The sequence below is a fragment of the Albidovulum inexpectatum genome, assembly GCF_002927635.1.
Classification (GTDB): Bacteria; Pseudomonadota; Alphaproteobacteria; order Rhodobacterales; family Rhodobacteraceae; genus Albidovulum; species Albidovulum inexpectatum.
On sequence record NZ_PRDS01000002.1, the window covers coordinates 430,706 to 454,586 of the forward strand.

General features: G+C 63.6%; 22 protein-coding genes. 9 read left to right on the forward strand and 13 right to left on the reverse strand.

From position 1 onward, the window contains the following. Positions 1 to 2 precede the first annotated feature (2 nt). The gene (locus tag LV82_RS05360; RefSeq protein WP_104069705.1) at positions 3 to 1,304 is read left to right on the forward strand and encodes an NAD(P)/FAD-dependent oxidoreductase; all 1,302 of its coding nucleotides are present in this window, start codon (positions 3 to 5) and stop codon (positions 1,302 to 1,304) included. 206 nt (positions 1,305 to 1,510) lie between these two features. After that, positions 1,511 to 2,578: a YeeE/YedE family protein gene (locus LV82_RS05365; protein ID WP_104069707.1), complete on the forward strand. Its 1,068-nt coding sequence runs from the start codon at positions 1,511 to 1,513 to the stop codon at positions 2,576 to 2,578. On the opposite strand, the gene LV82_RS05370 is transcribed toward LV82_RS05365, so the two are convergent. The 4 genes from LV82_RS05370 to LV82_RS05385 all read right to left on the reverse strand — a co-directional run bounded on the left by LV82_RS05370 (position 2,493) and on the right by LV82_RS05385 (position 7,555). Beyond that, on the reverse strand, positions 2,493 to 3,803 hold the full coding sequence (locus LV82_RS05370; protein WP_425427729.1) for a DUF3422 family protein: 1,311 nt from the start codon (positions 3,801 to 3,803) through the stop codon (positions 2,493 to 2,495). The genes LV82_RS05365 and LV82_RS05370 overlap by 86 nt on opposite strands. Before the next feature lie 172 nt (positions 3,804 to 3,975). After that, entirely contained in the window at positions 3,976 to 5,409 is a 1,434-nt protein-coding gene (pntB, locus tag LV82_RS05375; protein ID WP_104069710.1) for a Re/Si-specific NAD(P)(+) transhydrogenase subunit beta, read from the reverse strand. 13 nt (positions 5,410 to 5,422) lie between these two features. Next, complete coding sequence (locus LV82_RS05380) at positions 5,423 to 6,997, reverse strand: Re/Si-specific NAD(P)(+) transhydrogenase subunit alpha (protein WP_104069711.1); 1,575 nt, start codon at positions 6,995 to 6,997, stop codon at positions 5,423 to 5,425. A gap of 117 nt (positions 6,998 to 7,114) precedes the next feature. After that, entirely contained in the window at positions 7,115 to 7,555 is a 441-nt protein-coding gene (locus LV82_RS05385) for a methyltransferase family protein (protein ID WP_104069713.1), read from the reverse strand. 149 nt (positions 7,556 to 7,704) lie between these two features. Here LV82_RS05385 and kynU point away from each other — a divergent pair, with 149 nt between their 5' ends. After that, on the forward strand, positions 7,705 to 8,901 hold the full coding sequence (gene kynU / locus LV82_RS05390; RefSeq protein ID WP_104069714.1) for a kynureninase: 1,197 nt from the start codon (positions 7,705 to 7,707) through the stop codon (positions 8,899 to 8,901). Between the two features lie 4 nt (positions 8,902 to 8,905). Here kynU and aroB read toward each other — a convergent pair whose 3' ends face one another. Together aroB and LV82_RS05400 are read right to left on the reverse strand one after the other, a co-directional pair. After that, positions 8,906 to 10,024 (reverse strand): 3-dehydroquinate synthase, encoded by a 1,119-nt coding sequence (gene aroB / locus LV82_RS05395; RefSeq protein WP_104069716.1) that lies wholly within the window; start codon positions 10,022 to 10,024, stop codon positions 8,906 to 8,908. After that, positions 10,021 to 10,593, reverse strand: a complete 573-nt coding sequence (locus tag LV82_RS05400; RefSeq protein WP_104069804.1) for a shikimate kinase — start codon at positions 10,591 to 10,593, stop codon at positions 10,021 to 10,023. The genes aroB and LV82_RS05400 overlap by 4 nt, the downstream gene beginning before the upstream one ends. Positions 10,594 to 10,734: 141 nt before the next feature. On the opposite strand from LV82_RS05400, the gene LV82_RS14860 reads away from it, so the two are divergent. From LV82_RS14860 to LV82_RS05415, 4 genes are all read left to right on the forward strand, one after another. Then, on the forward strand, positions 10,735 to 10,872 hold the full coding sequence (locus LV82_RS14860) for a hypothetical protein (protein WP_170063358.1): 138 nt from the start codon (positions 10,735 to 10,737) through the stop codon (positions 10,870 to 10,872). Next, positions 10,859 to 12,415: a hypothetical protein gene (locus tag LV82_RS05405; RefSeq protein ID WP_104069717.1), complete on the forward strand. Its 1,557-nt coding sequence runs from the start codon at positions 10,859 to 10,861 to the stop codon at positions 12,413 to 12,415. Before LV82_RS14860 ends, LV82_RS05405 begins: the two co-directional genes overlap by 14 nt. A 3-nt stretch (positions 12,416 to 12,418) precedes the next feature. Beyond that, positions 12,419 to 13,357 carry a site-specific tyrosine recombinase XerD gene (locus LV82_RS05410; protein WP_104069719.1) on the forward strand — a complete coding sequence of 313 codons (939 nt, stop codon included), beginning with the start codon at positions 12,419 to 12,421 and terminating at the stop codon, positions 13,355 to 13,357. 71 nt (positions 13,358 to 13,428) lie between these two features. Further along, a complete protein-coding gene (locus LV82_RS05415) occupies positions 13,429 to 14,727 on the forward strand; it encodes an HlyC/CorC family transporter (RefSeq protein WP_104069720.1) in 1,299 nt (432 codons plus the stop codon). 55 nt (positions 14,728 to 14,782) lie between these two features. Here the strand turns inward: LV82_RS05415 and LV82_RS05420 are convergent, their stop codons facing one another. Then, complete coding sequence (locus LV82_RS05420; protein WP_245873074.1) at positions 14,783 to 16,330, reverse strand: helicase HerA-like domain-containing protein; 1,548 nt, start codon at positions 16,328 to 16,330, stop codon at positions 14,783 to 14,785. A gap of 426 nt (positions 16,331 to 16,756) precedes the next feature. Between LV82_RS05420 and LV82_RS05425 the strand changes: the two genes are divergently transcribed. Beyond that, positions 16,757 to 17,380, forward strand: coding sequence for an invasion associated locus B family protein (locus tag LV82_RS05425; protein ID WP_245873075.1), 624 nt, complete (start codon positions 16,757 to 16,759; stop codon positions 17,378 to 17,380). Positions 17,381 to 17,437: 57 nt separating this feature from the next. Here LV82_RS05425 and LV82_RS05430 read toward each other — a convergent pair whose 3' ends face one another. The 4 genes from LV82_RS05430 to LV82_RS05445 are packed head-to-tail and all read right to left on the reverse strand — an operon-like array spanning position 17,438 to position 21,757. Next, the gene (locus LV82_RS05430) at positions 17,438 to 18,646 is read right to left on the reverse strand and encodes a beta-ketoacyl-[acyl-carrier-protein] synthase family protein (protein ID WP_104069723.1); all 1,209 of its coding nucleotides are present in this window, start codon (positions 18,644 to 18,646) and stop codon (positions 17,438 to 17,440) included. Further along, positions 18,643 to 18,942: an acyl carrier protein gene (locus LV82_RS05435; protein ID WP_245873076.1), complete on the reverse strand. Its 300-nt coding sequence runs from the start codon at positions 18,940 to 18,942 to the stop codon at positions 18,643 to 18,645. Before LV82_RS05435 ends, LV82_RS05430 begins: the two co-directional genes overlap by 4 nt. Then, the gene (gene lpxD, locus LV82_RS05440; RefSeq protein ID WP_104069724.1) at positions 18,917 to 20,056 is read right to left on the reverse strand and encodes a UDP-3-O-(3-hydroxymyristoyl)glucosamine N-acyltransferase; all 1,140 of its coding nucleotides are present in this window, start codon (positions 20,054 to 20,056) and stop codon (positions 18,917 to 18,919) included. Before lpxD ends, LV82_RS05435 begins: the two co-directional genes overlap by 26 nt. A gap of 36 nt (positions 20,057 to 20,092) precedes the next feature. After that, on the reverse strand, positions 20,093 to 21,757 hold the full coding sequence (locus LV82_RS05445; RefSeq protein WP_104069809.1) for a L,D-transpeptidase family protein: 1,665 nt from the start codon (positions 21,755 to 21,757) through the stop codon (positions 20,093 to 20,095). A gap of 311 nt (positions 21,758 to 22,068) precedes the next feature. Here LV82_RS05445 and mepK point away from each other — a divergent pair, with 311 nt between their 5' ends. Beyond that, entirely contained in the window at positions 22,069 to 22,638 is a 570-nt protein-coding gene (mepK, locus tag LV82_RS05450) for a peptidoglycan L,D-endopeptidase MepK (protein ID WP_104069810.1), read from the forward strand. A gap of 72 nt (positions 22,639 to 22,710) precedes the next feature. Here the strand turns inward: mepK and LV82_RS05455 are convergent, their stop codons facing one another. After that, complete coding sequence (locus LV82_RS05455) at positions 22,711 to 23,046, reverse strand: phasin family protein (protein ID WP_104069726.1); 336 nt, start codon at positions 23,044 to 23,046, stop codon at positions 22,711 to 22,713. Positions 23,047 to 23,544: 498 nt separating this feature from the next. Continuing rightward, the coding region (locus tag LV82_RS05460) for an integrase core domain-containing protein (RefSeq protein ID WP_146065125.1) at positions 23,545 to 23,881 on the reverse strand (337 nt) is incomplete at its 5' end.

The window sequence follows — 23,881 nt, forward strand, 5'->3', positions numbered from 1 at the left end:
GCATGGACATTCTGACAGCAAATGACCAGCCGGGGGAATACCCGCGTTCGTGGTATGCGGAAACGGCGGTTCCGCCCGGCCCCCTTGCCCCGGCAGAAGGCGAGATCCGATGTGACGTCTGCGTGGTCGGGGGCGGTTATACCGGATTGTCGGCCGCGCTGCATCTGGCCGAGCGTGGTTATGACGTGACGCTGGTCGAGGCCCAGCGGGTCGGCTTTGGCGCCTCCGGTCGCAACGGCGGTCAGGTCGGCACGGGCCAAAGGCTGGAGCAGGACGAGCTGGAAAAGCTGGTCGGCCTGGATCATGCGCGCAAGCTTTGGGATATCGCCCAGGAGGCCGTCGCCCTGACGCGCGATCTGGCCGCGCGACACGCACCGGATGCGGGCTTTGCGCCGGGCATCATCCATGCCTGCCACCGCGCGCGCCTCGTGCCCCATGCGCATGCCTATGCCGAGAAGATGGCGCGTGACTATGGCTATGATCAGATCCGTCCCCTTTCGCGCGAAGAGCTGCGCCATCTGGTCAACTCCCCCGCCTATCACGGCGGGGACATCGACATGGGCGGGGGGCATCTTCATCCGTTGCGTTATGCATTCGGACTGGCGCGTGCGGCACGCGCGGCCGGCGCACGGATCATGGAAATGTCACGCGTAACGCGGATCGAGCCCGGAGCGCGGGTCGTGCTGCACACCGACAAGGCGCGGATCTCGGCCGAACATGTCGTGCTGGCATGCAACGGCTATCTGGGCGGGCTGCAGCCCGAAGTCGCCAGGCGGGTCATGCCGATCAACAATTTCATCATCGCGACCGAACCGATGGACCCCGCCGCGCAGGAGGAAATTCTGCGCAACAACCACGCGGTTGCGGATACCAAGTTCGTCGTCAACTATTTCCGCTTTTCGCATGATCATCGTCTGCTTTTCGGCGGATCGGAGAGTTACGGCTATCGGTTTCCGCGGGATATCGCCGCGCTGGTGCGTCGTCCGATGCTGGAAATCTTCCCACAGCTGAAAAATGTCCGCATCACCCATGCCTGGGGCGGGACGCTGGGCATCACCATGAACCGGATGCCGCATTTCGCCCGCATCCGCGGGAATATCCTGTCCGCTTCCGGATATTCCGGCCATGGCGTTGCGATGGCGACCATGGGGGGCAGGCTTCTGGCCGAGGCCATTGCCGGCCAGGCCGAGCGTTTTGACGTCATGGCCAGTGTTCCCTCACGCCCCTTCCCCGGCGGCACCTCGCTTCGGTGGCCGCTGCTTGTCCTGGCGATGGTCTGGTTCTCGCTGCGCGACCGGCTCTAGGCCCAAAAAAGAACGCCCTTCCGCCACGGCATGCGGTGGGGTTGACCATGATCCGGGTTTCGCTTCTGCAAGCGGCCTCCATCTTTGTGCGCCACGAATTTTCGAAACTTTGTTCTGGCTTTTCCGGTCATACTACCCGCGATTGGGATTAATTCGTCGCATTCAAACATGTATATGGGACGAAATTCCATATCGGGACATGACCAATGCTTGAACAGCTCGGACTGGACTCTCTGGACCCCCGCAGCGCCTCGGTGCTGCTTGGGATTCTCATCGGCCTTGCATTCGGAGCCCTTGCCGAAGTCACCCGCTTTTGCCTGCGGCGCGCGATCGTTGTTGATGCGCCGGACCGCCGAAGCGCACAAGGCGTCTGGGCCATTGCCTTTGCAGTGGCCATTGCCGGAATGCAGATTGCCACCGGCCTCGGCCTTGTCGATCTGAGCGAGCATCGCTTCCTTGCCCCGGATCTGCCGGTTTTGGCAATCGTGGTCGGCGGGTTGCTGTTTGGCGCGGGAATGGTCCTGACACGCGGCTGTGCTTCGCGTCTGACCGTGCTGGCCGGCACGGGGAACCTGCGCGCCCTGACCGTGATGATCGTCTTTGCCATTGCGGCACATGCCACGCTGAAGGGTGTGCTCGCCCCGGTCCGGACGGCGCTTGGCAGCATCATCCTGCCCGTCGGGGAAGCCGCCTCGCTTGGCGCGGTTCCCGGTGGGCCGATCGTGGCAACCGCCGTCCTGTCCTTGTTCGGGATATGGCTTGCGCTGCGCTCGGGCGCCGCACCGCGCATGCTGTTCCTCGCGGCATTGCTGGGGGCGCTGGTTCCGCTTGGCTGGTTGGGCACCGGTCTGGTTCTGCAGGACGAATTCGACCCGATCGCGGTCGAAAGCCTGTCCTTCACCCTGCCCGCGGCCGAATCTCTGTTCTGGGTCATTGCCTCCAGCGCGGTCCCCGCGGGATTTGGAACCGGCCTGTTTGGGGGCGTTCTCGTCGGAGCGGCTCTGCTCTCGTTGATCGGTGGCCGCTTTCGCTGGCAGGGCTTCAGCACACCGCGAGAGATGGGCCGCTATCTGACCGGCGGCACACTGATGGGTGTTGGCGGCGTGCTGGCGGGTGGGTGCACGGTCGGAGCCGGGCTGTCCGGAGCCTCGACCCTGTCCGTTGCGGCTCTGCTGGCGCTGGGCGCAATCATCCTTGGTGCACGTCTTGCGGACCGGGCGTTCGATGCATCTGCCGCCGGATCCGCCGCACAAGCAGCCACACGGCCAGCATGACCGGCGGCACCAGGGTCGCCGTCAACATCCCCTTCGCGACGCCCAAGGGATCGGCCAGGGGATAGGCCAGATAGGCTGCAAGGTTGACGGCGTAATAGCTGATGGCGACGACCGAAAGCCCCTCGACCGTATGTTGCAGCCGCAGAGCCAGGTCGGCACGCCGATCCATGCTTTCCAGCAGCCGCTGGTTCTGGGCCGACCTTTCGACATCGACCCGCGCCTGCAGCAATTCGGCGGCCCGCGCCGAGCGTGCCGCCATCTGCTCCAACCGGCGTTCGGCGGACTTGACCGTCCGCATCGCCGGGTCATAGCGGCGCATCATGAATTCCGCGAAAGTCTGGCGCCCATTGAAGCGACTTTCGCGCAATACTCCGATGCGCTGATTGACAATTGCCTCGTAAGCGCCGGTCGCGCCGAAGCGAAACGTGTTGCGCACCGCCAGCATCTCCAGCTCGGCCGATATCTGCAGCAGCGCGTGAAGCGTCTCTTCGGCATCGGTATCCCTGTTGGACATGCGCGACACCAGGTCCGACAGGCGGGGGTCAATTGCATTCAGCTGGGCATTCAGCTGACGCGCACGCCCCAGCCCCAGCATCGACATCGTGCGATAGGTTTCGATTTCGCACAGCCGCTGCACGATGCGGCCGACGCGCCGCGAACCGGTCCCGGGACGAACGAAAACGGCAAAGCGCATATGCCCGGCCGGATCGATCTGAAAGTCGGTCGCGACGATCGCAGCCTCGTCAAGGACCCACGAACAGGCCAGACTTTCAGGCACGAACCACTGTTCAAGGCGCTCGCGGACGATGCCCAGATCCTCGGGAAGGGTTTCGATGCGCATGAGGATTGACACGATCCGGCAGCCCGGCGCGCGCGACAACCAGTCGGCAGGAAAGACCTCGGCTTCCGCGGGCGAAAAGGCCCTTTCGCCGACACCCTTGGCATGGGCCGTGTAGGTGACGAATTCGGTATGGCTTTCCCATTTCAGCTCATGCCGCCCGATACGGGCCGAATGATGCGTGGCGTCTTCGGGCGGATGCGCGGCGCCATGGCGGTCAAGCAGTTCCAGAAGATGCGCCCGATCCGCCGCGCGGTCGCGCGTATGCGCGTTCTGCGGCTGCTTGATCGCCAGATAGACCGCATGCGAGGGAACCTCGATGGACGGAAACGGGCGGGCGTGAAGTTCGTTCACAAGCGCATAGCGCAGGGGATGGTCCTGAATCATGGCCAGTCTGGGTCCTCAAGATCTGCCCACAGAGTAGCGTGCCGAACGGCAAGTGCACCCAAGCCTTGGCGTTCCCAAAGGCACACAATGGCATACTTGCATTCCTGCAACGCCCCGGAACGCAAACGCCCCGCCACTGGGGCGGGGCGCAGCGCATGCAATCCCGGGCCGATCAATCGATCAACGGCAACAGGCTGTCGATCGACTTCTTGGCGTCGCCATAGAACATGCGCGTGTTTTCCTTGTAGAACAGCGGATTCTCGATACCCGAATAGCCGGTGCCCTGCCCGCGCTTCAGTACGATCACCTGCTTTGCCTTCCAGACCTCCAGCACCGGCATTCCGGCGATGGGACTGTTGGGATCTTCCTGCGCGGCCGGGTTCACGATGTCATTGGACCCGATCACGATGACGACGTCCGTTTCGGGGAAGTCGTCGTTGATCTCGTCCATTTCCAGCACGATGTCGTATGGAACCTTGGCCTCGGCCAGAAGAACGTTCATGTGCCCCGGCAGACGACCGGCCACCGGATGAATGGCAAAGCGCACGTTCTTGCCCTTGGCCCGCAGCTTGCGGGTCAGTTCGGCGACCGAGTTCTGCGCCTGCGCCACCGCCATGCCATAGCCCGGCACGATGATGATGCTGTCAGCATCGTTCAGCGCGGCCGCCACGCCTTCGGCGTCGATCGCGACCTGTTCGCCCTCGATCTCTTGCGCGGGGCCACTTGTATTGCCAAAGCCGCCCAGGATCACGCTGATGAACGACCGGTTCATGGCCTTGCACATGATGTAGGACAGGATCGCACCCGACGAACCGACAAGCGCGCCCGTGACGATCAGCAGGTCATTGCCCAGGCTGAAACCGATCGCCGCCGCCGCCCAGCCGGAATAGCTGTTGAGCATCGACACCACGACCGGCATGTCCGCACCGCCGATGCCCATGATCAGGTGATAGCCGATGAACAGTGCGGCCAGCGTCATCACGACCAGCGGCAGCGCGCCGCCGCTGTTGAAATACCAGATCATGCACAGCAGTGACAATGCGGCCGCCCCGGCATTCAGGGCATGGCCGCCGGGCAGCTTTTCGGCCTTCGAGCTGACCTTGCCCGCAAGCTTGCCAAAGGCAACGACCGAGCCGGTGAACGTCACCGCGCCGATGAAGATGCCCAGAAACAGCTCGACCCTCAGGATATTGATCTCGACCTGCGTCTTGTGCGCCAGAACCGCGGCAAAGCCCTTGAGCCCTTCGCGCGCAGCCTCGTCGATGGCCAGAACGCGGCCAAGTTCCAGATGAGCGTTGTAGCCCACGAAAACCGCTGCCAGACCGACCAGCGAATGCATTGCCGCAACCAGCTGCGGCATTTCGGTCATCTGCACACGCTTGGCAATGTACCAGCCGATGACGCCGCCCGCGGCGATCAGGACAAGCGACAACAGCCACAGACCCGAACCCGGGCCGGCAAGCGTGGCCAGGACGGCCAGCGCCATGCCGATGATGCCATACCAGACGGCGCGCTTGGCGCTTTCCTGGTTCGACAGGCCACCCAGCGACAGGATGAAAAGAACCGCCGCAACGACATAGGCGGCCGTGGTGAAACCGGTAACCATCTGCGCGGCCTCCTTATGATTTCTGGAACATTGCAAGCATCCGGCGCGTCACCAGGAACCCGCCAAAGATGTTGATTCCGGCCATGAAGACCGACAGCGCGGCAAGGATGACCACCAGGGCCGACCCCGATCCCACCTGCATCAGGGCGCCAAGAATGATGATCGACGAGATCGCGTTGGTGACCGCCATCAGCGGGGTGTGCAGCGAATGCGCCACGTTCCAGATGACCTGGAAGCCCACAAAGACCGCCAGCACGAACACGATGAAATGCTGCATGAAGCTGGCCGGGGCCACGGAGCCGACTGCCAGCAGCGCAGCGCCGCCAACGCCCAGAAGGATCGCCTGACGCTTGGTCTGTTCGCGGAATTCGGCCATTTCCATGGCGCGGCGCTCTTCCGGCGTCAGCTCGCGGGGCTTTTCCTTGGGCTTGGGCGCGGCAATCGCCTTCACCTTTGGCGGCGGCGGTGGGAAGGTGATTTCGCCTTCATGTGTCACCGTGGCCGAACGGATCACGTCATCTTCCATGTTGATGACGATCTGGCCGTCCTTGTTCGGCGTAAGATCCGACAGCATGTGCCGGATGTTGTTCGAATAAAGCGAGGACGATTGCGACGCCATTCGGCTGGGGAAGTCCGTATAGCCGATGATGGTCACACCGTTTTCGGTGACGATCTTTTCGTCCGGCCTGGTCAGCTCGCAATTGCCGCCCCGCTCGGCCGCAAGGTCCACGATGACCGAGCCGCGCTTCATCGCCTTGACCATGTCCTCGGTCCACAGCTTCGGCGCATCGCGCCCCGGGATCAGGGCCGTGGTGATCACGATGTCCATTTCGGGCGCCAGTTCGCGGAACTTTTCCAGCTGCTTCTGGCGGAACTCTTCCGATTGCGGGGCCGCATAGCCGCCCGTCGAGGCCGAATCCTGGTTCGAATCCTCGAAGTCCAGATAGACGAAATTCGCCCCCATGGATTCGATCTGCTCGGCCACTTCGGGGCGCACGTCGAAGGCATAGGTGATCGCGCCAAGGCTGACCGAAGCGCCGATCGCGGCAAGCCCCGCAACGCCCGCGCCGACGACCAGGACCTTGGCAGGCGGCACCTTGCCCGCCGCCGTCACCTGACCGGTAAAGAAGCGGTCGAAGTTGTTCGCGGCCTCGATCACGGCACGATAGCCCGCGATATTGGCCATCGAGGACAGGGCATCCATCTTCTGCGCGCGCGAGATCCGTGGCACCATGTCCATCGCGATGATCGTCGCGCCCTGCTTGGCGGCCAGCTCCATCAGCTTCTTGTTCTGCGCTGGATAGAAGAACGAGATCAGGATCTGCCCCTTGCGCAGGCGCTTGACCTCGGTTTCGGTGGGTGGGCGGACCTTGGCGACGACATCCACCGCCTTGTACAGCGCGGCCGCCGTCTTGATGACCGTGACACCCGCCGCCTCGTAGGCGGCATCTTCAAAGCCCGCCGCGGCCCCGGCGCCGGATTCGATGAAACATTCATGGCCCAGCTTGCGGATATGGGTGGCCGATTCCGGCGTCAGCGCGACCCGCGCCTCGCCCTTGGCCACTTCCTTTGGCACTCCGATCTTCACCTGGTTCGTCCTCCTGTTCAGCGGATCCTTGGCGTTACTTCGGTAGGGCAAGACTGCCCGATGCGCAACATTCTTGCCCACGAATGCTGCGACGCGGCAACGATATTTGCAGTTTTGTCACAACCAACGTCGCGTCGTGGCGCGATAGGCTTCGAACTCTTCTCCGAACTGGCGCGCAAGGCGTTCCTCTTCGTCACGAATGAAGCGCCGGTCGATCACCCACATGAAAACCGCAACCAAAGGCAGGGCCAGAAGAGCATTCCACCCGAAATACAGCCCCGTCAGCAGCACCGCATCGGCAAGGTATATCGGGTTGCGGGTCAGTCGAAACACGCCTCCGGTCACCAATGCGCTTGGGTCGCGACGGGGAATGACCGTCGTTCGGGCAAACAGCATCTGCAGGGCGGCCAGCCCCATCAGGACCACGGCCAGAACGACAAGGACCATCCCGATCACCGCGTTCCACGCGAACTGAACAGGCCAGAGTAAACCGATCAGCCAACCGGCAAAGGCAAAGCCAGCCAGCCAGACCGGCGGAAAATCAACCTCTTTCGCCATGGCGCGGTCCCTCCCCAAACTGCTGCCTCAAGCTCGGACACGAAAGGTGTTCGCATTTCGCGCCAAAGGCAAGGACGACGCTGCGCTCTTGCCTCGCGCCCCGGCCGCGGGCAGTCTCCGCCCTCGGATGGACCATGTGGACCTGTGCAATGACAACCGACTTCGCCGCGACCCGTGCCCTATTCGATCTGCCCGAAGGCATCATCTATCTTGACGGCAATTCCCTGGGGCCGCTTCCGCGCGCCGCAATCGAGCGTTTGGACAGGACCGCTCGGGCCGAATGGGGACAGATGCTGATCACCGCATGGAACCGGGCGGGATGGATGGATATGCCGCGCAGGCTGGGCGACCGTATCGGGCGACTGATCGGGGCGCCGCACGGAACTGTCGTTCTGGGTGACACGCTTTCCATCAAGGTGCATCAGGCGCTTGCCGCCGCATTAGAACTGCGCGCCGACAGGCAGGTCATCCTGACCGACAGCGGCAATTTCCCATCGGACATCTACATGGCGCAAGGGTTGATCCGAACCCTGGGCCGGGGCCATGTCCTGCGCGTGGTCGAACCCGAGGAAGTCGCGGATGCGATCACCGAAGAGGTTGCCGTTCTGATGCTGACCGAGGTCGATTATCGGACCGGGCGCATGCACGACATGGCCGGACTGACCGATCGCGCTCATCAGGCAGGTGCGCTGACCCTCTGGGATCTGGCCCATTCGGCTGGCGCGATTCCGGTGGATGTCACCGCCGCCGGGGTCGATTTCGCGGTCGGCTGCACCTACAAGTACCTGAACGGCGGGCCCGGCGCGCCGGCATTCATTCACATGGCACCAGACCTCGCGGATCGGGTTCGTCCGGCCCTGTCCGGCTGGCTGGGGCATGAGGCGCCATTTGCGTTCGATCCCGATTACCGCCCAGCACAGGGAATCGACCGGATGCGCGTCGGAACGCCTCCGATCCTGCAGATGGCCGCTCTCGATGCCGCGCTGGACGTCTGGGACGGCGTGGACATGTCCGACATTCGCACAAGGTCGATAGAGCTGTCGCAGGCCTTCATCGCCGGGGTCGAAGCCGCCTGCCCCGAACTTGTCCTTGCATCGCCGCGCGATCCGCTTGCCCGCGGCAGTCAGGTCAGCTTCAGGCACCCTGAAGGATATGCGATCATGCAGGCGCTGATCGCAAATGGCGTGATCGGCGATTTCCGCGCGCCCGACATTCTGCGGTTTGGTTTCACGCCACTTTACCTGTCGCCGGAGGATATCCGGCGGGCCGTGGAAATCCTGGCCGGGATCATGCACAACCGCGCGTGGGACCGGCCGGAATATCGCCGCCGCGCCAAGGTGACCTGAACGCTCAGCCCCGCCCCATCGACCGGGACAGAACCGACAGGACAGACTCGCGCGGGACATCCGAAGTCACGAAAGCCGCGCCGATATCGCGCGCAAGCACGAAGCGCAGCCGGCCATCGATCACCTTCTTGTCCTGCCCCATCAGCTCCAGCAAGGTCTGAGGTTCGGGCAAGTCGCCCGGAATGTCGGTCAGATCGCATTTCATGCCCATCGCCCGCAGATGGGCGCGCACGCGGCTGGGGCATTCCTGGGGGCACAGGCCCAGATCCTGGCTCAGCTGGAAGGCCAGCGCGCAGCCGATCGCCACGGCCTCGCCATGCAGAAGACGGTCCGAATAGCCGGTCGCCTTTTCCAGCGCATGGGCAAAGGTATGGCCAAGGTTTAGCAGCGCCCGGTCACCCTTTTCGGTTTCGTCGCGCTCGACGATCCGCGCCTTCATCTCGACCGAGCGCCGCACGGCCCTGCGGCGCAATTCCCGGTCACCGCGCGCAAGCGCCGGCCCGTTCTGTTCCAGCCAGGCAAAGAAGTCCGCATCGCCCAGAAGGCCGTATTTCACGACCTCGCCATAGCCGGCAAGGAAGTCACGCGGCGCCAGCGTATCCAAAACCCCGATATCGGCCAGCACCAGAGAGGGCTGGTGAAACGCCCCGATCAGGTTCTTGCCATGGACCGAGTTGATGCCGGTCTTGCCGCCGACCGAGCTGTCGACCTGCGCGAGAAGGCTGGTCGGGATCTGAACGAAACGGACCCCGCGGCGCAAAACGGCCGCGGCAAACCCCGCCAGGTCGCCGATTACGCCGCCCCCCAGTGCGATGACGATGTCGCGCCGTTCGATACGTTCGGACAGAAGCCAGTCCACCGTGCGAGAGAACTGCTCCCACCCCTTGGTCGCCTCGCCCGGAGGCAAGGCAAGTGCCGGGCTGTCGATCCCCTGCAATCCGCTGCGAAGTGTATCCAGATGCAATGCAGCCACGTTCTCGTCCGTCACGATCGCGACGCGCGGGCGCGACAAGAGCGGCGCGATGAAGTCCCGGGCGCGCGCGACCAACCCGTCACCGATCAGGACGTCATAGCTGCGCGCGCCAAGTGCCACATGAACGGTGTCGGGCGGTGTCGTCTTCATGCCGTCTCCAGTATGTCGGGCCGCGTGGCGAGCGTCTCGATCACCTTGCGGGCCATGTCGTCGATGGAATAATGGGGCCGCGCCTCGACCGTCAGGCCAGCCTGGGCATAGATCGGCTCGCGCGCTGCCAGAAGCTCGGCCAGCGTCCGGCGCGGATCGGGCGTGCGCAACAGGGGCCGAGTCGTCTTGTGGCGAACGCGCGACCACAACAGGTCAAGATCGGCCTTTAGCCAGACCGCCACGCCATGGCGCGCGATTTCCTCGCGATTTCGCTCCGCCAGGAACGCGCCGCCCCCCGCAGACAGGATGCAGGGCGGACCGGCAAGCAGTCGGGACAGGACCTCTGATTCGCGCGCGCGGAAAAACGCCTCGCCATCGCGCTCGAAGATTTCGGCGACGGTCATGTTCGCGGCGCGCTCGATTTCCTGATCGGAGTCCACGAATGGCACGCCCAGCATCCTGGCAAGCGCCGTTCCGACCGCCGTCTTGCCCGCCCCCATCATGCCAATCAGCACCACGGTGCGCTTCAACCTTGGCTTGGCGGGTCTATTCTGTCGCTTGGCCGGCATCGTCTTGCCCAATCGTGATTCATGTGCCCTGAATGGCGTGAACTTGCCGGAAATGCCATATATAATCCGCGACAAGGCGCCAATCGGCAGCGCGGCAGACACGCAAACAAGACCAACAGGCAGGACGAGACAGGAAATCAAATGATACGAATATTCAAGGCATTGGTCGTATTGGCGGTGCTCGTCCTGATCGGCGTCACGATCTACGCCTATCTGGGCGACATGCAGCCTGAACGCCGCGAAGTCCGCGAGCCGGTAGAGCTGAATGTGGGGCAGTAAGGGCACGTCGGCATGCGCGGCGGCGCTGTGGCTTGCGCTTGCGCCGCCGGCGCTGGCGCAGGACGACCAGCCGCTTTCGGCAATCGACTGGCTGTCGCGGTCGGTTTCGGGCCCGGCGCCGGCCCTTCCCAGCCCGGTCATTGCCCCGCCGGTGACCACAAGCGCAACGCCATCGACGATCGTCGTGCGCCCGATCGACGGGCCCACACTGGACGGTCTGGGCCTGATACCGGCGTCGCGCGCAGGACTGCCAAAGGATCTTTGGGGAACCAGCCCGTCCGCCGAAATCGCGCGCCTGATCCGTGCCGAGCGGGTCGACACCCTGCCCGCGATTCAGTCGCTTCTGTATTCGCTGTTGCTGGCCGAGCTTTCCCCGCCAATGGATGCGGATGGCACGGGCGCCGTCTTCCTGGCGCGGGTGGACAAGCTGCTGGACATGGGCGCGCTTGACCAGGCACTCGCCCTGCTGGAGATGATCGACGACCCCGCGCCAGAGGTCTTTCGCCGATGGTTCGACATTGCGCTTCTGACGGGAAACGAGAACCGCGCCTGCGCAATGATGTTGAAATCCCCCCAGATCGCGCCGACCTTTCCCGCGCGCATCTTCTGCCTCGCGCGATCGGGCAACTGGAATGCGGCGGCCCTTTCGCTGCGCACTGGCGAGGCGCTTGGCTTCATCGAGCCGGACATGGCCGAGCTGCTGGCGCGGTTTCTTGACCCCGACCTTTTCGAGGGTGAGCCCGATGCCCCGATGCCCGAACGCCCCTCGCCACTGGTCCTGCGGCTGATGGAGGCGATCGGCCAGCCGATACCGACGACGCGGCTGCCCGTTGCCTTTGCCCATGCCGACCTGCGCCCGAATGTCGGATGGAAACCCCGCCTTGAAGCGGCCGAAAGGCTGGCGCGCACGGGCGCGATCGAGCCGGCGCGCCTGTTTGCGATCTATGCCGAACGTTCGCCCGCGGCATCGGGCGGAGTCTGGGAACGTGTGCGCGCCGTTCAGGATTTGAGCCGGGCGCTGGACAAGGGCGATCGGGACGGCGTTGCACGGGCGCTGCCGACCGCCTGGCAGAAAATGGAAGAGGTCGAGCTCGAGGTTCCCTTCGCGAATGAATTCGGCGCACGTCTTCTTGATCTTGACCTGTCGGGCGCGCCGGGACGCCTGGCCTTTCGCATTGCCTTGCTCTCGCCCGAATCCGGGCGCGCGGCGAAGGCCCTGCCCGATACGGCGACGCAGACCGACAGGTTCCTTGTGGCACTCGCCAACGGCAGGCCCCAGGGTGCAGCCCCGCCAAACCAGATCGGCGCGGCCGTGCAGGCGGCCTTTGTGTCCGGATCACCGCTGTCAGACCGCTTCATCCGCCTGATCGCCGAGGGCCGCCTGGGCGAATCGATCCTTCTGGCCATCGACAACATCACCGACGGCGCGCGCGGCGATCTGCGCGAGGTCACCCAGGGCCTGACCCTGCTGCGCCATGTCGGTCTTGAACAGGTCGCGCGCCGGGCCGGGATCGAACTGATCCTGCTGGAGCGCCGGGGCTGAAGCATGGACGCTGACACGCGATGGATCCAGACATTCCTGGAGGCACAGGCCGCAGAGCAAGGCGCGGCGCGCAACACGCTGCTTGCCTATGGGCGGGATTTGCGCGACTTCGCAGGCTGGCTGGGCGCACGCGGCCGCACCTTGGCCGATGCCGCACGAGGGGACGTCGAAGCCTATCTGATCTCGTGCGAGGCCGAGGGGCTGTCGCAGGCCACGCGCGCGCGACGGCTGTCTGCGATACGTCAATTGTATCGCTTTGCCCATGACGAAGGCTGGCGCGCGGACAACCCGGCAATCCGCATTTCGGGGCCCGGCCGCCGCAAGGCCCTGCCAAAGGTTCTGAGCACCGAAGAGGTCGAAGCCCTTCTTGCACACGCGCGCCGGCACGGGCGGGACCGGCGCGAGATGTTGCGCAATGCCTGCCTGATCGAGCTGCTCTATGCGACCGGCATGCGCGTGACCGAACTCGTCTCGCTTCCCGTGGCGGCGGTGCGGGGCGACCCGGCGATGATCCTGGTGCGCGGCAAGGGCGGCAAGGAGCGCATGGTGCCCCTGTCAGCGCCGGCGCGCCGGGCGATTGCCGCCTGGCTGGCCGAACGCGACGCAGCCGAAGAAGAAGCGCGGCAAACGACCGGCGCCGCACCCAGCCGTTTCCTGTTTCCCGCACGGGGGCAGGCCGGGCACATGACGCGGCAGGCCTTCTTCCTGCTGCTGCGAGACATCGCCGCCGCAGCAGGCATTCGCCCCGAACGCGTCTCGCCCCACGTACTGCGCCACGCCTTTGCCACGCATCTTCTGGCCGGGGGCGCGGATCTTCGGGCCATCCAGATGATGCTGGGCCATTCGGACATCTCGACGACCGAGATTTATACCCATGTCCTGGACGATACGCTGCGCGACCTGGTCCTGTCCCGCCACCCCTTGGCCAAGGACGACGGCTGAGCGCTCTTGAATGCGCGCCTTCGACCACCCATAACCGGCGCGATGCGGCGCACTGACAAAGGGGACAACCGATGACGGTATCCTTCGACCCAAGCCTGTGGCTGACTGCGGCGGCCATTCTGGCCCTGTTGCTTGTTTCGGCGTTCTTCTCGGGCTCTGAGACGGCGCTGACCGCCGCTTCTCGCGGCAAGCTGAAGGCCCAGGCCGACAAGGGCGACAAAGGCGCCGAGGTTGCACTGGAGGTCAAGGAGGACGGCGAGCGCCTGATCGGCGCGATCCTTCTGGGCAACAACGTGGCCAATATCCTGTCGGCCTCGCTGGCAACCGCGCTGTTTTCCCGGCTGTTCGGCGCGAACGGCGTCGCTGTCGCCACGCTGGTAATGACGGCCCTGGTCCTGGTCTTTGCCGAGGTTCTGCCCAAGACCTATGCCATCACCATGCCCGAAACGGCCGCCGCGCGCGTCGCGCGGCCGATCCGGCTGCTGATCCGGGTGCTCAGCCCGATCGTGTCGGTCGTGCGCGCGCTGGTGCGCGGCATGCTCAGCCTGTTCGGTGTGCGTGCCGACCCCGACAGCCACATCCTGTCGTTCCGCGACGAGATCATGGGAGCCCTGGCAATCGGCCATTCCGAAGGCACGGTGGACAAGGAGGAACGCGACCGGCTTCTGGGCGCGCTGGACCTGCATGAACGCACGGTCGAAGAGATCATGCTTCACCGCAGCCAGATCGAGATGATCGATGCCGATGCCGCACCGGATGCGATACTTCGGTCGGTGCTGGCCTCGCCCCACACAAGGCTGCCACTCTACAGGGGCGAGCGCGACAACGTCGTGGGCGTGATCCATGCCAAGGATCTGTTGCGTGCGGTCGAAAAGCTGGTCCGGGGCGAGGACGGAAACCTGTCCTCGATCCGCGATCTCGACATCATGTCGATCGCAAAGCCCCCCTATTTCGTCCCCGAGACGACACCCCTGGACGAACAGATGCGTGAATTCCTCAAGCGGCGGACGCATTTTGCGCTGGTCGTCGACGAATATGGCGACCTGCGCGGATTGATCACGCTCGAAGACATCATCGAGGAAATCGTGGGCGAAATCGCGGACGAATTCGACACCGACCCCGAACATCCGATCAAGCGCACCGAGTCGGGGGACTATATCGTGGATGGTGCGATGACGATCCGCGACCTGAACCGCGCGCTGGACTGGAACCTGCCGGATGACGAGGCCAATACCGTAGCCGGCCTGGTCATTCACGAAGCTCAGATGATCCCGAACGAGGGACAGGTCTTTTCCTTCCACGGCTACCGGTTCGAGGTTCTCAGCCGCAAGGAAAACCGGATCACGCGGTTGAAGATCCGTCCGCTGTAGGAGGCTGCAGGAAATCGTGGAAACGGGGCGCCCGCGGCGCCCCCTTGGCGTGCTGTCAGCGTGACTTGAACAGCGACCCCAGGATACCGCGGACCAAGGCCTGGCCCGTCTTGGTGCCCAACTGACGCACAAGGCTTTTGCCAAAAGCCGTGGCAAGGCTGTCGCTGCGCGACGACCGGCGGCGCGAGCTTGACCGGCCCGTTGTCCGATCCTCGTAACGGCGCGTCTCGCGCGCGCGGCGCTCCTCCTCCTTCAAGCGCTCCTCCTCGGCTTCGGCGCGTGCGGCTTCCTCGGCCGCGGCCCTGGCGCGGGCCTGAAGCCGCTCGAAGGCAGAGTCGCGGTCGATCGACTTTTCGTATTTCAGGCCAAGATCGGATTGGGCGATGATCGCGCGGCGTTCTTCGTCCGGGATCGGGCCCAGTCGGCTGGCCGGGGGACGGATCAGGGTACGCTCGACCATACCCGGGATACCCTTGGCCTCCAGAAAGGACGTCACGGCTTCGCCCGTTCCGACTTCCTTGATTGCCGTTTCGGTATCGAAGCGCGGATTGGGCCGATAGTTCTGCGCCGCGCGGCGCAGGGCCTTCTGGTCCTTGGCCGTGAAAACGCGCAGGGCGTGCTGGATCCTGTTGCCCAGCTGGCTGAGCACATCCTCGGGCACGTCATCGGGATTCTGGGTGATGAAATACACCCCCACGCCCTTCGAGCGGATGAGACGGGCAACCTGTTCGACCTTGTCGATCAACGCCTTGGGTGCGTCGTCGAACAGAAGATGGGCTTCGTCAAAGAAGAAGACGAATTTCGGACGCTCGGGGTTGCCGACCTCGGGCAGCTCTTCGAACAGCTCTGACAGAAGCCACAGCAGGAATGTCGCGTAAAGCCGCGGCGAGGCCATCAGCTGATCGGCGGCAAGGATGTTGATCTGGCCGCGACCTTCGTGATTGCGCCGCATCATGTCTGCCAGGTCCAGCGCGGGCTCGCCGAAAAGGTTGGTGCCGCCCTGGTTTTCCAACACCAGAAGCTGCCGCTGTATCGCACCGACCGACGCTTTCGAAATATTGCCGTAACGCAGCCCGACCTCGCTTGCGTTGTCGCCCAGCCACACGAGCATCGCCTGAAGGTCCTTGAGGTCCAGCAGCGGCAGTCCTTCCTCGTCCGCAATGCGGAAGGCGATATTCAGCACGCCCTCCTGCGCATCCGTCAGGTCCAGAAGCCGCGCCAGCAGAAGCGGACCCATTTCCGTCACGGTCGTGCGGATCGGGTGCCCCTTTTCGCCGAACAGATCCCAGAACGTGACCGGAAAGGATTGGTATTGCAGGTCATAACCGATCGTCTGGGCGCGTTTCATGAACGCGTCGTGCAGCTTGAAGCTCTCCGACCCCGGCATGGCCAGGCCTGCAAGGTCGCCCTTCACATCGGACAGGAAAACCGGCACTCCGGCGGCCGAAAAGCTTTCCGCCAGAATCTGCAATGTTACCGTCTTGCCCGTCCCGGTAGCGCCGGCGATCAATCCGTGGCGATTGGCATATTTCAGCAAGAGCTCTTGTGGCTCCTTGTAGCCCTCGCCCCCACCACCGACAAAGATCCCGTCTTCGGTCAACACGTCGCTTGCTCCGTTCTTCGCTGCGTTCGGCGCCACAATACAATCTTAACCTCAATGTGCCACAGTGATCTGACATCCAGGGCGGTGGGGTCCGCGCAGGATGTGCGATGTTCCTCCCTGACGGACTGGCCGCGCCGAAAAATGGCGCGGCCCTTTTCTTGCGCTGAACACCGCCATGCGGCACGAAAATTCCTGTTGACGCAAGCAGGCCAAGCCACTAGCGTTCCCATCAATGACTAAGTCGGCCAGTCCGACAGGGAGCGAAAGATCCGAGAAGGGCCCCACCGGGGCCCTTTTTGATTCCACCGACGCCCGCCTCGGCCCATTGGCAAAAAGCCGCAACCGCGCGGATTTGCGCGCTGACACGCCCCGCGGCAGATGGTATCCATCGGCCGGAAACCATCCGAGCAGACGGAAGAAACAAGCATGACCATATTTGTCCGCAGCGTGACCCTCGCCGCCATGATGGGGCTTGCCCTGCCCGCGATTGCGCAGGAAGCCGCACCTGAAACCACGCAGGGCGAGGCTGCGCAGACCACCCCGCAGGACGCGCCGAAAGTGCCCGAGCCCTATGTCAAGGAAACCTTCGGCGACTGGGAGCTTCGCTGCGTCAAGCTGGCCGAAGACAAGCCCGAGAGTTGCCAGCTGTATCAGCTGCTGAAGGACAAGCAGACGGGCAACCCGATCATGGAGATCACCATGATCGCCCTGCCGCAGGCCAAGGATGCGCCCAAGGACCAGCCGGCCCCGATCGCCGGGGCGACCGTGATCGTTCCGCTCGAGACGCTGCTGACCCAGAAACTGAACATCACGGTAGACAACTCGGAACAGACGCGCCGCTTCGATTTCACCTTCTGCGCCGAGGTGGGTTGTGTCGCCCGCATCGGGCTTACCAAGGAGGATGTGGATGCGTTCCGCCGCGGCAAGGTGGCGACGATCTCGGTCGTTCCCGTTGCCAATCCGAATGTGACCGTGGACGTGGATCTGTCGCTGAACGGTTTCACGGCGGGGTTCGAGGCTGTCAGCAAGGCCAATGCCGCGCAGCAGTGATCTTCGGAATCGATCCTGTCACGCCGCCCTGGACGGGCGGCGTTTTCCTTTGCTCCATCAGGCCCGTTTCAGCGCGAGAACCGCGTTCAGGCCACCAAAGGCAAAGGAATTGGACAGCGCCGCATCGATCCGCGCCTGACGCGCCGCGTTGGGCACCACATCCAGATCGCATTCCGGGTCTGGCCTGTCGAAATTGACCGTGGGCGCGATCACGCCATCGCGCAAGGCCAGAATACAGGCCAACAGCTCGACCGCGCCGGTTGCACCCATCACATGCCCGTGCATCGCCTTGGTCGATGACACCATCACGCTGTCGGCTTGATTGCCAAGGGCCGCGCGCAATGCGGCGCATTCGATTCGGTCATTGGCCGACGTGCCGGTGCCATGGGCGTTGACGTACCCCACCGCTTCGGGTGCAAGCCGGGCGTCCAGCAATGCCGCGCGGATCGCCTGCTCGGCCCCCTGCTGGCTGGGCATGACGAGATCGGCGGCATCGGCGGTCATACCAAAGCCTGCAATTTCGGCCAGGATCACGGCTCGGCGCCGGACCGCGTGCTCCCATGCCTCGAAGACAAAGACCGCTGCGCCCTCACCCATCACCATGCCGTTCCGGCTGGCTGAGAAAGGGCGGCATCCGTCCGGGGACATCACGCGCAGGCCTTCCCAGGCCTTCAGGCCACCGAAGGTCAGCATCGCCTCGGCCCCGCCGGTCAGAACAACATCCGCCATGCCGCAGCGGATCATCTGAAAGGCCAACCCCATCGCGTGATTGGCCGAAGAACAGGCCGTCGAGATCGTCATCGTCGGACCTCGCAGGCCGAAACGCATGCCGACGTGAGACGCCGCCGCATTGGCCATCAGCCGCGGGATGGTAAAGGGGTGTGCCCGATTGCGTCCTTGCTGATAGACGGCGCGATAGCTGTCATCCGAAGTCTCGACCCCGCCGCCGGCGGTCCCCAGAATGACCCCCGCGCGCGGTACCAGAGATTCATCGACCTGCAACCCGGCCGATCGCATGGCTTCATCCGCCGCGATCAGGGCGAATTGTGCAAAGCGGTCCAGCATCGCAAGATCGCGCGCCCCGAAATGATCCTCTGGCCTGTAATCCCTGATCTGGGCGCCGATGCGGATCTGCAGCCGGTCAAGGTCACGCAGTTCCAACGGGCCGATCGCGGAACGGCCATCGGCCATCGCAGCCAGCGTTTCGGGAACATTCCGACCCAGCGCATTGATGGTCCCCGCGCCGGTGATGGCGACGCGTCTCATCCGTTCCCGTGCGCGAGCAGATCCGTGACAGCGTCGATCACGTCCTGGACCGTGTCAAGGCGCAGTCCGGCGGTATCCGTTTCGTTCGCGTTGAATGGGACGGTGATGTCGAATGTCTCTTCGATGGCAAAGATCGTTTCGACCAGCGCCATCGAGTCCAGCCCCAGCGCCTGAAGCGAGACATCGGGACCAACGTCATCGATCGGGACAACCGCCTGGCGGGCTATGATGTCGCGCACCTGATCGGCGATCCCGTCCGCAGGCATCAGTTCAGTCGTCATGGAATGTCTGGTCATCACGGGCCTCCTTGCGCCCGTTCTGCACCCTGCCTGTAACGGCTTCACGAAGCTCGGCCACCTGCGCGAACAACCTGTCCAGGCGGCGAATGTTCTTCCATGCCTTTATGTGGGTGTCCATCTTCAGCGCCGGATAACCCAAGAGCACCCGTCCGGCCGGCGCGTTTGACATGATCTTGGTCGCGCCACCCGCGATCACCCCATCGCCTACAAAGATGTTGTCGGCAACTCCGCATTGCCCACCCAGCACGACCCTGTCCCCGATCCGTGCCGAACCGGCGACGCCCGTCTGACCGCACAGCAGACAATCCTGCCCCACGATGACGTTGTGACCCAGATGGACGAGGTTGTCGAGCTTCGTGCCATTTCCGATCCGTGTCGCCCGAATCGTGCCCGAATCGATCGTCGCATTGGCGCCGATCTCGACATCGTCGCCGATTTCCACGCCTCCAAGAGAGTGTATCCGCAGCCATTTCTGGTCGGCCTTTCCGCCCGATGTCTGGCCCAGCGTTTCACGCACCTCTTCGACGGCAGATTTCTCGGGCGTGACGAACGAAAAGCCATCCGACCCGATCACCGCGCCCGGCTGGCAGATGAAACGGTCACCGATACGGACATTGCGTCCGATACGGACACCGGCATGGATCAGCGCATCGGCACCGATCTGGCTGCCCTCGCCGATTGTCACCTGCCCGGCAATCCGGGCATTCGGTCCGATCCGCACGCCCGAGCCGATGATCGTGTAGGGCCCGATGGACGCGCCCACGCCGATCTCCACGCCTTCGCCAAGGATGACCGTCGGATGGATCCCCGGCGCGATTGCCGGACCCGGATCAAGCTGCCGTGTCAGGGCCGACATCGCAAGGCGCGGACGCTGCACGAAGATGGCAGCCTGCAACCCAAGCACGCGCCAGTCCGCCCCGTCCCACAGGATGGCCGCACGGGCGCGGCCCTTTGCAAGACCGGCTGCATATTTCCGATCCATTGCCAGCGCCAGATCCTCGGGCCCGGCCTCGGCAGGCTCGGCCGCGCGACGGACCCTCAGGTCAAGATCGCCCTCGGCTCGCGCGCCCAGGGCCTGGGCGATCTGGGCTATGGTATGGACCTCGGTCATCGTGGACACTCCCATCCAAGGATTGCCACGACGGGTTTAGCCCCGCAGCGCGTCGAACTCCAGACCGGCGGCGCGAAGCGCATCAAAAATCCGCCCATCACGGCCATAGACGTCGCGTCGGAAACGCACCTGGCCGAACCGATCGGGCCAGGCGGTGAAATAGACGATGTGCACCGGGACGGGCTGTTCCAGAGGCACCGTCGTTTCCCGGCCCGTACGCAGGTGCCTGTGGAATTCGACCTTGGGGTCATCGCTTTGCCGCTCGAGCAGGACATAGGCGAATTCGAAGGGCTGACCCAGCCGGATGCAGCCATGAGAGAACGCCCGGACCTCACGCGAGAACAGCGACTTGGACGGCGTGTCGTGCAGATAGATGTTCCACGGATTGGGGAACATGAACTTCACCAACCCCAGCGCATTGTCGTCATCAGGCGGCTGAGACATGTTGAAGGGAAAGTTGCGCGCGGTGAATTGCGTGAAATCGACTTTCGAACGGTCGATGACGCGCCCCCTGCGGTCGGTGATCCTGAGATGGCGAACCGCATTCGGGTTCTTCTTCAGCTTCGGCAGGTATTCCTTGACCGCGATCGAGCGCGGCACATTCCAGGTCGGATTGATGACCATGTACTCCATCAGATCCGAGAATTCCGGGCTGCGCCTGTCGGGTTGATCCTTGCCGACCACGGTGATGGTCTCAAACCGCTGCTTGCCGTCGTCGATGACCTTTGCAGTAAAGTCGGGGATGTTGACCCAGACGTGACGTTCACCCAGATCCAGCCCGTTCATCCAGCGCAGCCGCTCGAGCGCCACCAGGACCGAGCGCAGACGCTCCTCGGGCCCGACATTGATTTCAGCAAGGGTCGAGGGGCCGGCGATACCATCGGGTGTCAGGCCATGATCCAGCTGGAATTGCTGAACGGCCTTCTGGATCTCGCGTTCATAGACGGCGCTCAGAGTAGGCCGCAGATAGTCCATGCGAATCAGCCGATCGCGCAGCGCGACGACACGTGCCCCCGTGTCCCCCGGGGCCAGCTTCTTGCCCCCCGGCACGGCAGGCCCCCATCCCCCCGCTGCGATAACCTCGCGCAGGTCCAGCATTGCCCGACGCAGTTGATCGTATTGCGGCACCTGCGGCGCAAGGGCGCGCAGGTAGGCCCGCGGCTCTGACCGGGCAAAATCCTGTAGCAGTTTCAGCGGGTCGAGGCGCGGAACTTCGCGCACTATGCCCGGATCCACCTTTGCAGGCGTCAAGACGCCGGAATGCAAGGCCCTTGCATAGTCCAGAAAGGCCGCGCTCATCGCGACCTCGAGTTGCGCCCGGTCGGCCTGCGTCTGCATCGCCCCCAACCTGGCCAGCAGATCGCGGGAACGCGGCGCGAATGACGGCAGGCCATGCTCCTCGGCCCGCTCAAGCGCAGAGATCAGGGCGCCGCGGCGTACCTGGGCCTCCGGTGCCGTCCAAAGCGCGGCATAGTCGTGCTCGCGATAGAACCGGGCGATTGCCGGTCTTCCTGCCGCGGCCTCGGCAAGGGCCAGCCGGTACGAAAGATCGGGAACCCGAAGCGCCTTCTCTTCCTGCGCAGCCACGGGCTGAACAATGCCCGCCCCCAGCGCCACACCCAGCGCGATGGCGGCCGCGCGCGATACGCGGCGGACCACCCAACCCCGTGTGGACAAGAACCCGATCAATCCCAGTGACATGCCTGCACCCGAAAACCACTTGTGGTTGGATTCTCGGGCATTTCGGTGACCAAGTCCATCGACGGGCATGGCGCCGATCTCCGGGTGCGAAACGTTGTCGCATTTCGGCAACGCCGGCCAAAGATCCTGAAAACCGCCAATCCACACCGCGATTTGAGCAAATTCCCGCCGATCACATCGTCGCGATGGAACAAATTCGGCCTTCCGTGTTGGCCCGCCGCGCCTGTCGTGCCATAAAGGTGGCGCACTTGGGGACAGTCGAGATCAAGCCGCTGCAAAAGCTGGCACATTTTGGGACAGGCAACCTGACCATGACCGATAACGCTTCGAACGGATTCACCCGTCGCGGATTGCTTGCGGCATTCGCGGCCACCGCGGTCACGGCCGCACCGACCTATGCCAATGCCTTCGGCTTTCTGCGCGGCGCAGGCGATGTGCGGCGCATCCGCATGTATTCGGGACGTACGGGAGAAAGCATCGATACGATCTATTGGATCGATGGCGAATACATTCCCGAAGCCCTGAACGAGATCACCTATTTCATGCGGGATTGGCGCACGGGGACCACGAAGGACATCGATCCCCGCACCATCGATATCGCCGTCGCCGCACACCGACTGCTGGACGTCAACGAACCCTACATGCTGCTGTCGGGCTATCGCTCTCCGCAAACGAATGCGATGCTGCGGTCGCGCTCGCGTGGCGTGGCAAGGAACTCACTGCACATGAAGGGGCAGGCTGCCGATCTGCGCCTTCGCTCGCGCTCGGTCAGCCAGATCTATCGTGCTGCCACTGCCTGCAATGCCGGTGGAGTCGGCAAATACTCGCGCTCGAACTTCGTGCACATGGATTGCGGACCGATCCGCACCTGGGGCGCGTAACCGAATAATCCCTGCGCCAAGCCGCCGAATTGGGCCCCGCCATGCGGGGCCTTTCGCGTTTTTCGGGCGAATTCAGATCGGCGTGTTGTCCTTGTCGCGCTTGTGCAGGTGACGCTCAAGCGCATCATGCATGACACGATTGCCGATATTGACGACCTTTCCGGTCTCTTCGGCGTAATCCTCAAAGGCCCTTTGCAGGAAGTCCAGATGGATCTGCATCAGTTTCGCCGGGTCGGTGCAGCCCAGCATCTGCTGCTGTGTTGCAAGGTCCAGGGCCAGGCGATTCGAAACGAACTGCATCAACTCGGTGCCGATTTCGCCCATCCCTTCGAACAACGCCGTATAAAAGGCCATGACATCGGCAAAATCGGGCATTCCCGGCATTTTCGCCTTTGGATGTTCGGGCATGATCTCTCCTCCTTTGACACCTTTACTATGCCACAATTGGGGCCCTCCAGCCTTGATCTTGCGCAAGATTGCCGCGCGCAACCTTGAAAACAGGCCCAGCTGACGCACGTATCGAAGATCTGCACCCGGGAAAGGATCCGCGCCTGACTGCCAAGGCTCCCGAATGGCTTGAACGGTCGCTCAAGATCGCTGAATTCGAAGGTTCGTGCATCGACCCGTCATGCACGACCTGCGGCATGAGAGAGCTGCGCCTGATGTTGCACGGGCCTCTTGACGTCTCGCACGAAGACGTTCCGAGCCCCACGCCGGAGGAGGACGACGAGGACGAGGAGGATCTTATCTGGATGATGGTGCGCGACCTTCCGGGCGATTCAGTACCTCTGCAGCGAATGCGATCCCTGTGTTTACAATTGGCCAATATCCGGAGACAGCGCCAAGAGGCACAGAACAGGCGCCGGCAGCAGGTGAAGGAACTGGAACAAACACTAGAGTGTTCACTTAACCTTCTTGACTTACGAATGACATGACGGTTTCGATGGGCCGTCTGCCCTGGTTTCGGTAGCCCAGATGCGGGCGCTCGGTGTTGTAGTGCACCAGCCAGGCGTCGAGATCGGCCTGAAGCGCTTCCACCGTCTCGTAAAAGGTCTCGCGCATCTTCACCCGGAAGAACTCGTCCAGCACGGTGCGGTTGAAGCGCTCGACGAAGCCGTTGGTCTTGGGGCTGCGGACCTTCGTTCGGCGGTGCTCGATCCCGTTCAGGTCGAGGTAGAGCTCGTAGGGGTGGTTCTCGGTGCCGCAGAACTCGCGGCCATTATCCGTCAGCACGGCCTTCACC

What these genes read in the sequence shown, in the direction of transcription:
- LV82_RS05445 (WP_104069809.1), bottom strand. Translation starts at nt 21,757, where the DNA reads ATGTCACTGGGATTGATCGGGTTCTTGTCCACACGGGGTTGGGTGGTC.
- LV82_RS05360 (WP_104069705.1), top strand. Translation starts at nt 3, where the DNA reads ATGGACATTCTGACAGCAAATGACCAGCCGGGGGAATACCCGCGTTCG.
- aroB (WP_104069716.1), bottom strand. Translation starts at nt 10,024, where the DNA reads ATGAAGACGACACCGCCCGACACCGTTCATGTGGCACTTGGCGCGCGC.
- LV82_RS05425 (WP_245873075.1), top strand. Translation starts at nt 16,757, where the DNA reads ATGACCATATTTGTCCGCAGCGTGACCCTCGCCGCCATGATGGGGCTT.
- LV82_RS05400 (WP_104069804.1), bottom strand. Translation starts at nt 10,593, where the DNA reads ATGCCGGCCAAGCGACAGAATAGACCCGCCAAGCCAAGGTTGAAGCGC.
- mepK (WP_104069810.1), top strand. Translation starts at nt 22,069, where the DNA reads ATGACCGATAACGCTTCGAACGGATTCACCCGTCGCGGATTGCTTGCG.
- LV82_RS05405 (WP_104069717.1), top strand. Translation starts at nt 10,859, where the DNA reads ATGTGGGGCAGTAAGGGCACGTCGGCATGCGCGGCGGCGCTGTGGCTT.
- lpxD (WP_104069724.1), bottom strand. Translation starts at nt 20,056, where the DNA reads ATGACCGAGGTCCATACCATAGCCCAGATCGCCCAGGCCCTGGGCGCG.
- LV82_RS05385 (WP_104069713.1), bottom strand. Translation starts at nt 7,555, where the DNA reads ATGGCGAAAGAGGTTGATTTTCCGCCGGTCTGGCTGGCTGGCTTTGCC.
- LV82_RS14860 (WP_170063358.1), top strand. Translation starts at nt 10,735, where the DNA reads ATGATACGAATATTCAAGGCATTGGTCGTATTGGCGGTGCTCGTCCTG.
- LV82_RS05365 (WP_104069707.1), top strand. Translation starts at nt 1,511, where the DNA reads ATGCTTGAACAGCTCGGACTGGACTCTCTGGACCCCCGCAGCGCCTCG.
- LV82_RS05415 (WP_104069720.1), top strand. Translation starts at nt 13,429, where the DNA reads ATGACGGTATCCTTCGACCCAAGCCTGTGGCTGACTGCGGCGGCCATT.
- LV82_RS05410 (WP_104069719.1), top strand. Translation starts at nt 12,419, where the DNA reads ATGGACGCTGACACGCGATGGATCCAGACATTCCTGGAGGCACAGGCC.
- LV82_RS05370 (WP_425427729.1), bottom strand. Translation starts at nt 3,803, where the DNA reads ATGATTCAGGACCATCCCCTGCGCTATGCGCTTGTGAACGAACTTCAC.
- pntB (WP_104069710.1), bottom strand. Translation starts at nt 5,409, where the DNA reads ATGGTTACCGGTTTCACCACGGCCGCCTATGTCGTTGCGGCGGTTCTT.
- LV82_RS05455 (WP_104069726.1), bottom strand. Translation starts at nt 23,046, where the DNA reads ATGCCCGAACATCCAAAGGCGAAAATGCCGGGAATGCCCGATTTTGCC.
- LV82_RS05430 (WP_104069723.1), bottom strand. Translation starts at nt 18,646, where the DNA reads ATGAGACGCGTCGCCATCACCGGCGCGGGGACCATCAATGCGCTGGGT.
- LV82_RS05435 (WP_245873076.1), bottom strand. Translation starts at nt 18,942, where the DNA reads ATGACCAGACATTCCATGACGACTGAACTGATGCCTGCGGACGGGATC.
- kynU (WP_104069714.1), top strand. Translation starts at nt 7,705, where the DNA reads ATGACAACCGACTTCGCCGCGACCCGTGCCCTATTCGATCTGCCCGAA.